A 9,642-nucleotide genomic window follows, 5' to 3' on the forward strand; every position below is an offset into this window, starting at 1 on the left:
GTACGGGCGCACCAGTGGCCTGTACCCCATCAACCGCAAGGAGTAAACCACCATGCTGAGCCTGCACACCAACGCGGCGTCGCTGACCGGTCAGAACACGCTGACCTCGACCAACAAGGCACTGACCACCTCGCTGACGCGCCTGTCCACCGGCTACCGCGTCAACTCCGCCATGGACGATGCTGCCGGCCTGCAGATCGCCACCCGCCTGAATGCGCAAACCCGTGGCATGGCCGTGGCCCAGCGCAACACGCAGAACGGCATCTCCATGCTGCAGACCGCCGAAGGCGCGCTGGAAGAGTCCACCAACATCCTGCTGCGCATGAAGGATCTGGCGACCGAAGCCGCCTCCGACACCGCCAGCACCGACGACCGCACCGCGATCAGCGCCGAACTGACGGCCCTGGAAGCCGAGCTGACCAACATCTTCACCAATACCTCGTTCGGTGGCCGCACGCTGTTCACGGGCGCCAACGCCCTGACCACCGCGACGCAGTTCCAGATCGGCGCCTCCGCTGCCGAAACCATGACGCTGGCCGGCCTGACCATCCCGACCACGTTCGCGAGCACCGTCACGGCCGTGACCGACGCGGCCACGGGTACCGCCGCGATCACGACGATCGACACCAAGATCACCGAGCTGAGCACGTTCCGCTCCGGCCTGGGCGCCATCGCCAACCGCCTGGACCATGTGTTCAACAACCTGGGCAACATGAGCACCAACACCGAAGCTGCCCGTGGCCGCATCATGGACGTCGACTACGCCTCCGAGTCGGCCAACATGACCACCAAGCAGATGCTGATGCAGGCCGGCACCTCCATGCTCAAGCAGTCCAACTCGATGTCGCAGCTGGCACTGTCGCTGCTGCAGTAAGCGGCCACGCCCTCCCTTGAAGCCAACCGCGATCCGGTTGGCTTTTTCATGCCCGCCACCGCGTCGCCAACACGTCCGCCGCCATGAGCCTGGAGCCGATCTCCGCCGCCAGCCGCGTCGCCGTGGTGCGCGCCGCCGCCCCGGGCCTGCAGGAGCGCGCCCCGCCGGACCCGGCGCTGACGCTGCGCCTGGTGCTGGGTGCCGGCGCCGCGGGCGAGAAGCTGGCACGCGGCGAGCACGGCCAGGTCTACCGTCTCGGCGGCGGCGACGCCCTGCCGCAGTGGCGCGAAGGCCAGACCGTGCTGGTGCAGGTGCTGCGCGCCGGCCCGCCGATGGAAGTGCGCGTGCTCGGCGTGCTGGCACCCGAGGGCGGCGCCACCGCCGGCCTGCACGAAGGCCCGGACCCCGAACCGCCCGCGCTGCGGCCCGACCAGGCGGCCATCCTGCGCCTGGCCGCGGCCGCCAACGACACCATGGCGCTGGCGGCCCACTGGCGCCAGCGCACGCTGGCCGCGCTGCAGCAGGCCGCCACCTTGGCGCCCGCGCATTCCAGCGTCGCCGGCACCGAACCCCCCGCCCCGCCCGGCACCGAAGCCGGCCTGCTGCTGCGCGTGCTGCCCTGGCACGGCTGGCCGCTCACGCTGTGGCTGGAGCAGCGGCGCTGGACCGGCGGCCCCAACCGCCGCGCACGCCGCCGCGCCGGCACCAGGCTGTGCATGTCGGTGACGCTGGCGCCGCTGGGCCAGGTGGGCCTCGTGCTGGATGTGCTGGACGTGCAGGTCGGCCTCACCCTCACCGTGACCGACGCCGCCAGCGTCGCGCCGCTGCGTGCCCAGGTCGGCGCCATCGCCGCGCGCATGGGCCGCGCCGGCCTGCGCCTCATGCGCTGCCATGTGCGCCACGACCCCGACTTCGCCGTGCCCGCGGCCGCCGCCACCCTGCCCGCCATCGGCAGCCATGAATTGCCGCTGGCCCTGTTCCGTGCCAGCACCGAGGCATTGGAAGCCCTGCGCCGCCATGTCGGCCGCGGCGCCAGATGAGCGCGCCAGCCACGCCGGGCCCGGCGCAGCACAGCGTCGAGGTGGCATCGCATAACATGGCGACACAAAAGTTTTCGCCACGGCCGCCCCTCTGGCATCGCCTGGCGGCGGTGCCGGCACCAGCGGGAGGCGCGATGAACCACAGGGCAGGCGACAACCCGGCTGCGCAGCAGCTGGCGCAGCTGCGTGCCCTGGACGACGTGATGGCGATCGCCGAATTCGCCCCCGACGGCACGCTGCGCCGCGCCAACACCCATTACCTGGCGCTGCTGGGCTGCACGGCCGACGTGGCCGTGGGCAGCCACCACAGCCGCTGGTGCACGCCGGGCACGGCCGCCAGCACCGACTACGCCGGCCTGTGGCAGGCGCTGCGGCGCGGCCAGGCCCAGGCCGGCCCCATCGAACGCGAGCGCATGGACGGCAGCAGCTGCTGGCTGCAATCCACCTACGCCCCCGTGCTGGACGCCAGCGGCGAGGTCACCGAGGTGCTGGAGGTGGCCGCCGACGTGACCGAGCGCCTGCTGCGCGAGCGCGCCGACGCGGCCCACCTGCGGCGCCTGTCGCTGGCGTCGGACACGAGCGATGCGGCCATCGTCGTGACGGACGCGCAGGCCCGCATCCTCTACGTCAACGCCGGCTTCACGCGGCTGTTCGGCTGGCGTGCCGACGAGGTGGCGGGCCAGGATGCGGTGGCCTGGCTGCTGTCCAACCAGGACGCCGTGGCCATCGAGGCCTTCCGGGCCACGCTGCGCACGGGCCGGCCGGTGGAGCGCGAGCGCATCGCCCTGGGCAAGAACGGCCAAAGCCACTGGGTCAAGGTCATCAGCCACCCGATCTTCGACGAGCTCGACGGCCGGCGCTACACCGTCTCCGTCTACACCGACATCACGCAGGCCAAGGTGCACGCCGCGCTGCAGCACCGCGTGCTGGAGGCCATGGCCCGCGAACGCCCGCTGACCGAGGTGCTGGAGCTGATCTGCCGGCAGGTCGAGCACCTGGCGCCCGAGGTCTGCGCCAGCATCCTGGAGGTGGACGAGCAAGGCCGGCTGCACCCGCTGGCCGCGCCCAGCCTGCCGACCGGCTACTCGCGCCAGCTCGACGGCCTGGCCATCGGCCCCATCGGCGGCTCCTGCGGCACGGCCGCCTGGCGCAACGCGCCCGTGATGGTCGACGACATCGCCACTGACCCGCTCTGGGCGCCCTACCGCGAACTGATCCTGCCGCTGGGCTACACCGGCTGCTGGTCCACCCCCATCCGCAACAGCCAGGGCGGCGTGCTGGGCACCTTCGCCTTCTACTTCCGCCAGCCGCGCAACCGGGCCAGCGCGGCCTTCCACCAGCGCCTGGTGGACAGCTGCACCCATTTGTGCGCGCTGGCGCTGCAGCGCGAACGCACGCGCCAGCACATCCGCCAACTCGCCTTCTACGACAGCCTGACCGGCCTGCCCAACCGCAGCCTGCTGCACGCCCGGGCCGACCAGGCCATCGCCGCGGCCGCGCGCAGCCGCGAGACGCTGGCCGTGCTGTTCGTCGACCTGGACCGCTTCAAGCAGGTCAACGACTCGCTGGGCCACCCGGCCGGCGACGCCGTGCTGCGCCATGCCGCGGCCCAGCTGCAGCTGGAACTGCGCGCCTCTGACATCGCCGGCCGGCTGTCGGGCGACGAATTCGTCGTCGTGCTGCCGCAATGCGACGCCGGACACGCGGCCGAGATCGCCGCGCGGCTGCAGGCCTTGCTGGCCGCGCCCTTGGCCGTGGGTGGCTCCACGCTGTCGGTCACCGCCAGCGTGGGCGTGGCCATGTTCCCGGAGGACGGCCGCACCATGGACGCACTGCTGCAGCGTGCCGACATGGCCATGTACCAGGCCAAGACCGGCGGCCGCGGGCGCTTCTGCTTCTTCAGCGCCGGCATGAACGACGTGGTGCAACAGCGGCTGGCACTGGAGACGGCGCTGCGCCAGGCCATGGGCACTGCGCAGATGCAGCTGCACTACCAGCCGCAGATCGACATGGCCAGCGGCCGGCTGCACGGCGTGGAGGCGCTGGCGCGCTGGACCCATCCCATGCTCGGCGAGATCGAGCCGGCGCGCTTCATCCCGCTGGCCGAGGAATGCGGCCTCATCGCCGAGCTGGGCCGCTGGGCCCTGCGCGAAGCCTGCCGCCAGCTGGCGCAGTGGCGCGGCGCGGGGCTGACCGTGCCCTCGGTCTCGGTCAACCTCTCGCCCACCAGCTTCCACGACCGCGAGCTCGCGCACAGCATCGCGCAGACGCTGGCGCAGCACGCGCTGGCGCCGCAAGACCTCATGCTGGAGCTGACCGAGAGCGTGCTGCTGGACACCCACCCCAGCACCCTGCAGACCATCGCCGAGGTGCGCGCGCTGGGCGTGCGCATGTCCATGGACGACTTCGGCACGGGCTATTCGAGCCTGAGCTACCTGCGCCGCCTGCCGGTGGACGAGATCAAGCTGGACCGGAGCTTCGTGGCCGACCTGGAGAGCGACGGCGCGGCGCGCGCGCTGAGCAATGCGGTGCTGGAGATTGGACGCAGCCTCAAGCTGACGGTGGTGGCCGAGGGGGTGGAAACCATGGCGCAGGACTCGCTGCTGCGGGCGCAGGGGTATGCGGTGGCGCAGGGGTATCTGGTGGCGCGGCCGATGCCAGGGAACGCGCTGAAGGCCTGGCTGGCGCAGGGCGTGGTGCCGCCGGCCGTGGCCTGAGGCCGCGGGGAGGCGTTCAGCCGCCGAAGAAGGGCTGCCCCCCGAACTCCGTCGGCGCGCGCGCGAGCGCCCGTCCTTGCAGGTACGTCACGGCGGCCTGGACACCGAGCTTGGGGCTGGCGAGCACCTCCACGCCGAGATCGCTCAGGAGTTCCGCAGCCGGCGCCATGGAGGCTTGCGCCAGCACGACCACATCGGCCCCCGAAGCCCCCGCGTGGACGGCCAGCGCGACCGCCGCAACATTCGCTGCGCGATCAGCGCGCAGGAAGTGCGACCACGCAACGGCAACGAGCAGGGCTGCAATTCGACCCGCGTCCGCGCTGCGGCCGCCGATGTGCGGATGAGCGCCGCCGTGGGAGCCAGCGTGCTGTCGAGAGCGGCGACGAGCAGGACGCGCGGCCCCAACGCGACGGCGCGGTCGGCCATGGCCCGGTCGATCCGGGTGGCGGCGAAACCCGCCCCCGTGGGCGTACGCTCGGCTGCGGCGCCGATGGTGGAGCAGGTACAGACCACGAGCGCTGCACCGCGGGCGGCGGCATCGGCCATCGCCGAATGGACGCGCGCGATGAGTGCGGGGTCGTCCGCTCCGACGCGCTGGGCCTCCACCAGCAGGTCTACGGCGACGACGTGCTCCACGTCGAGCGCCGGATCGATGGCCTTGGCCAGGTGCTCAAAGGTTTCGACGTGGACAGACGACGTGTGAAGAAAGGCGATGTGGCGGCGCATGGATGATCGCGGTGGGGTCGCCGCCGAGCGTGCGGCAACTCAGGCGGCCACGCCGAAAAGAGCCCCGACCAAGGCGGTGGTTCCCATGGCCAATGCGCCCCAGAAGGTCACTCGCGCGACGGGCACCAGCGCAGAGGAGCCCCCCACGCGAGAGGCCACGAAGCCGAGAACCGCGAGCGCCAGAAGCGAACCAGCGGCAATGCCCCATAGCCGCGCAGACGCCGGCAGAAGCAAAGCCACGATCAGCGGCAACGCAGAACCCACCGCAAATGTGGCGGCGGACGCCAGTGCAGCCTGGACGGGGTTGGCAGCCAGCGTGTCGGAGATGCCGAGCTCGTCTCGCGCATGCGCGGCCAGTGCGTCGTGTGCCATGAGCTGGGTCGCCACGTTTGCCGCCAGACTCTTTTCCAGGCCCCGCTTGACGTAGATCGCTGTCAGCTCCGCGTGCTCCTGCTTTGGATTCGCGGCCAGCTCGGACTTCTCGCGCGCCAGATCGGCGTTCTCCGTATCGGCCTGCGAACTGACGGACACGTATTCGCCCGCTGCCATCGACATGGAACCTGCCACCAGGCTGGCAACGCCTGTGATCAACATCGTCTTGGCGTCGGCGCCCGTCGCAGCAACGCCGACGAGCAGGCTTGCCGTGGAGATGATGCCGTCATTCGCGCCGAGCACAGATGCGCGGAGCCATCCGGTTCGGTGCGTGCGGTGGTGTTCGCTGTGTCTCATGTGGGTAGCGGGTCGATGCGTGGGTTGGCGATGCCTCGCGTTCGGCATCAGGGGCGAACCAGAGCGATGGCTCTTGGACGTCCCCCTCGATGGAACACGAAGGGACTTCCCCAATCCCGGCACGGTGTCCAGGCATCACGATCGACTCGCGGAAGCTCGATCTGAAACAGGAAAGGGCAGATCCATCGCAGAGATTACACGGGCGCAGCCTCCAGCTGACAGTGCCGACCGAGGGTGGAGACCATGGGACAGGACGTGCTGCTGCGGGCGCAGGGGTATGTGGTGGCGCAGGGTGACCTGGTGGCCAAGCCGATGCCGGGCGATGCGCTCGACCGCTGGCTGGCAGGCACCGCGCAGGGCTGATGCCGGCCAAGCCGCCATCCGATCCACGCCACGCCTGCGCGTGCCTGGCCGATGGCCACGCGCCTACCCGGGTGCGTGGCAGACGGCTTCGATGTTGTGGCCATCCGGGTCGAGCACGAAGGCGCCGTAGTAGTTCGGGTGGTAGTGCGGCCGCACGCCCGGCGCGCCGTTGTCGCGGCCGCCCGCGGCCATGGCAGCCGCGTAGAAGGCATCGACCACGGCACGCGACGGGGCGCGGAAAGCGATGTGGATCGGCGGATGGTTCGGACGGCCTGCGCTGATCCAGAAATCCGGCTTGGGCGGCTCGCCGAAGCCCGCCGTGTCGGTGTGGCCCGTTTCGGCCGCCGACAGTTCCATGACCATGGCGTAGCCCAGCGGGGCCAATGCGGATGTGTAGAAGGACTTGCTCTTGGGGAAGTCGCTGACGGTGATGCCGGTGTGGTCGATCATGGGGTTGGGTGGGGGTTGAGGTTGGTCGGCAACGTGACCGTCCAAACTGCGCGGGGCAGCTCAGACTTGGGGGCGGTTCACCCCGCCCCGGCGCCGCTCAACGCCGACTTGAGCGCATCCCAGTGCGGAAGCGGATGATCTATTTGCACCGCGCACCCAGTTTCTTCCATCAGTTGAATGACGACGGATATACCTTCACGTTCAAGCAAAGCCTGGGCGTGCAGCAGCGCGCTCCGCTTTCCATAAAGCCAACCCCGAAATTCTGCCGATGTGAGATGAACTGCCCTTTGCAGAGTGCAACCCAGCCTTCTCTTGAGATGAACTATTGCGGCCTTGTCTTCTGGGTCGATCGCACACGCAAGCACGTAATATCCGTCGCCCGCTGCAGCCAAGTCGTACCGGTCGTTGAGATGCTGTTGGACGTTCTGCCGGCTCCCGATCGCCTCCACTTCGCCAGAACTGGTGTTGACGAGATAGGCGTTGACTCCGACGTACTGCCGCTCTTGAATGCCCCGAAGCACGAAGTCTTCGCTGTTTGCGCGAACGATCCAATAGTCGCCTCGCTCCGAGAGGACACAGGACTGAATCGCAAATCTCTCGCCGCTTCGAGAGCAACTCTCGCATTTCGAAAGAACAATGGCTTTCGCCTGCTCAACGTCGATCATAAGGCCGCCCTTTGGAAAGCTGCTTGGCCGTGCGCATTGCGAGAATGCAAACCGCAATGGCTAAGACATTGAGATTGACATGGCGAGGCGGGGAGTTCCATCCCCACCCAATCTTCAACGAAAAAGGACCTATAAACGAAACGAAAAATGCGTCAGAAATGTACTCGAAACACTGAACAAGAAATGTTGCGAAGAGGAGCCAGAAGGCCCAAGGCTGCGCCTTTAGACCGTAGAGCCCGGCGACCAAGCTACCAATGCCAAGAGTAAAAAAGATCGCAATCCCAGGCGTCCGCAATGAATGTTCCGTCAGCATAGGGAGCAATATTGGCGTTGCCATGGTGAAAGCACCATTGACCAGGCCGAACCATGCAAGTGCTCTGGAAGACTTGGTAAGCGGTGCGCTCATTCTTGAATGCCCAACGCCCCAGTTAACCGGAAGCAATGTGCGCAGTACGTTGTTGTCCGGTTGAACGAATACGAAGGGACTTCCCCAGTCCCAACACGGTGTCCAGGCACCAAGATTGACTCGCGGAAGTTCAATCTGAAACGGAAAAGGGGAAGTCCATGGCGGAGATTACACGGGCGCCGGTGGCGCGGGCGAATACGAAGGGACTTCCCCAGTCCCAACACGGTGTCCAGGCACCAAGATTGACTCGCGGAAGTTCAATCTGAAACGGAAAAGGGGAAGTCCATGGCGGAGATTACACGGGCGCCGGTGGCGCGGGTAGGGTTGGATCTGTCCAAGCGGGTTTACCAGGTGCATGCAGTCGATGCGCAGGGGCGCATCGTGCTGGCCAAGGCCATGTCGGTGGATCGCTTCTTTGCGTGGTGCGCCGAATTGCCCAGCGGCTGCATCGTCGCTATGGAAACCTGTGGTGGCGCCCATCACGTGGCCCGTCGCTTGCGCCTGCTGGGTTTGGATGCCCGGCTGGTCGCTGGCCATTTCGTCACGCCGTACCGCATGGCCGGCAAGAGCGGCAAGAACGACGCCAACGATGCCGCTGCCATCTGCGAAGCCGCAGGCCGCCCGCACATGCGCTTTGTGCCGGTGAAGACCGCCGAGCAGCAAGGCCTGCTTGCCGTGCACCGGCTGCGCGAGGGCTTCAAGGAAGAGCGCACGGCGCTGATCAACCGCATCCGCGGCCTGCTGGCCGAGTTCGGGCTGCTCTTCGCCCAAGGCCCCGAGGCGCTGCGCCTGGTGCTGGCCAGCGTGATCGAGGATGCCAGCAACGAGATGCCCGGCGTTGCACGGATGGCGCTGCAGCGCGCGCATCTGCACTGGATCGACATCGACCTGCAGATCGCCTGGTGCGACGAGCGCATTGCGGTCCATGTGCGCGCGGACGCGCGGGCGGCCAAGGCGGCCACGCTGCTGGGCATCGGTCCGACCACGGCCTCGGCCCTGATCGCCAGCGTGGGCGAGTTCAGCCAGTTCGCCAATGCGCGTCAGTTCGGCGCCTGGCTCGGACTGGTGCCCAGCCAGAACTCCACCGGTGGCAAGGCCCGGCTCGGACGCATCACCAAACGCGGCGACGACTACCTGCGCACGCTGCTGATCCAGGGCGCCAAATCGGCGGTCATGAGCGCGGCCAAACGCAGCGACCGCATCAGCCAGTGGCTGGTCCAGTTGAAAGAGCGCGTGGGCTGGCAAAAGGCTGTCGTGGCGCTGGCCAACAAGAATGCGCGCATCTTGTGGGCCGTGCTCATGCGCGAGGGCGTGTTCGACCTCAACCATGTGCCCCAAATCCCGGCAGCCCGCCAAAAGCCGCAACCAGCGTAAATCGATTCCCTGAATTGGACGTGCGATAGCAGATACCCACCACAGGTCAGACCGGCGGCAGGTGAGCTCGATAACTCGTCCGTGCTTCAAGCACGAGGAACGAATGGAGTCCTGCCGAGCGGTTCGTATCTGGGGCATCGGACCAATTGGCCGACACAAGCCCGCCTGTAGATGTGCAGTCTGTCCTCTTGCGGTGGCTTCTGAATCCATCGTGCGTCTTCGATCAATGAATGCGAATACCGTTTTTCAGGAAGAACGCTTATGAGCCGCTCTTGACGAAGTGGGAAGTCCCTGTAGA

10 protein-coding genes are annotated in these 9,642 nt (G+C 67.9%); 4 read left to right on the forward strand and 6 right to left on the reverse strand.

What is annotated here, in order from left to right:
* The first annotated feature begins 52 nt into the window (after window positions 1–52).
* From ASF45_RS20515 to ASF45_RS20525, 3 genes are all read left to right on the forward strand, one after another.
* Window positions 53–874: a flagellin gene (locus ASF45_RS20515; RefSeq protein ID WP_056666928.1), complete on the forward strand. Its 822-nt coding sequence runs from the start codon at window positions 53–55 to the stop codon at window positions 872–874.
* 83 nt (window positions 875–957) lie between these two features.
* Window positions 958–1,914: a hypothetical protein gene (locus tag ASF45_RS20520; protein WP_056666931.1), complete on the forward strand. Its 957-nt coding sequence runs from the start codon at window positions 958–960 to the stop codon at window positions 1,912–1,914.
* 134 nt (window positions 1,915–2,048) lie between these two features.
* A complete protein-coding gene (locus ASF45_RS20525; protein WP_056666935.1) occupies window positions 2,049–4,631 on the forward strand; it encodes a GGDEF and EAL domain-containing protein in 2,583 nt (860 codons plus the stop codon).
* 16 nt (window positions 4,632–4,647) lie between these two features.
* Here ASF45_RS20525 and ASF45_RS36565 read toward each other — a convergent pair whose 3' ends face one another.
* The 6 genes from ASF45_RS36565 to ASF45_RS35490 form a co-directional block, all read right to left on the reverse strand.
* A complete protein-coding gene (locus ASF45_RS36565) occupies window positions 4,648–4,800 on the reverse strand; it encodes a hypothetical protein (protein WP_235580982.1) in 153 nt (50 codons plus the stop codon).
* A complete protein-coding gene (locus ASF45_RS20530; RefSeq protein ID WP_235580983.1) occupies window positions 4,776–5,357 on the reverse strand; it encodes a hypothetical protein in 582 nt (193 codons plus the stop codon). Before ASF45_RS20530 ends, ASF45_RS36565 begins: the two co-directional genes overlap by 25 nt.
* A 39-nt stretch (window positions 5,358–5,396) precedes the next feature.
* The gene (locus ASF45_RS20535; protein ID WP_056666938.1) at window positions 5,397–6,086 is read right to left on the reverse strand and encodes a VIT family protein; all 690 of its coding nucleotides are present in this window, start codon (window positions 6,084–6,086) and stop codon (window positions 5,397–5,399) included.
* 426 nt (window positions 6,087–6,512) lie between these two features.
* Window positions 6,513–6,899, reverse strand: coding sequence for a VOC family protein (locus ASF45_RS20540; RefSeq protein ID WP_056666941.1), 387 nt, complete (start codon window positions 6,897–6,899; stop codon window positions 6,513–6,515).
* Between the two features lie 77 nt (window positions 6,900–6,976).
* Window positions 6,977–7,564, reverse strand: coding sequence for a hypothetical protein (locus ASF45_RS35485; RefSeq protein ID WP_156473103.1), 588 nt, complete (start codon window positions 7,562–7,564; stop codon window positions 6,977–6,979).
* On the reverse strand, window positions 7,551–7,970 hold the full coding sequence (locus ASF45_RS35490) for a hypothetical protein (RefSeq protein ID WP_156473104.1): 420 nt from the start codon (window positions 7,968–7,970) through the stop codon (window positions 7,551–7,553). The genes ASF45_RS35485 and ASF45_RS35490 overlap by 14 nt, the downstream gene beginning before the upstream one ends.
* 285 nt (window positions 7,971–8,255) lie before the next feature.
* Here ASF45_RS35490 and ASF45_RS20545 point away from each other — a divergent pair, with 285 nt between their 5' ends.
* On the forward strand, window positions 8,256–9,344 hold the full coding sequence (locus tag ASF45_RS20545) for an IS110 family transposase (RefSeq protein ID WP_056666943.1): 1,089 nt from the start codon (window positions 8,256–8,258) through the stop codon (window positions 9,342–9,344).
* Window positions 9,345–9,642: the final 298 nt, after the last annotated feature.

The organism is Pseudorhodoferax sp. Leaf265 (assembly GCF_001422365.1).
In the GTDB taxonomy this organism is placed as follows: Bacteria; Pseudomonadota; Gammaproteobacteria; order Burkholderiales; family Burkholderiaceae_C; genus Pseudorhodoferax.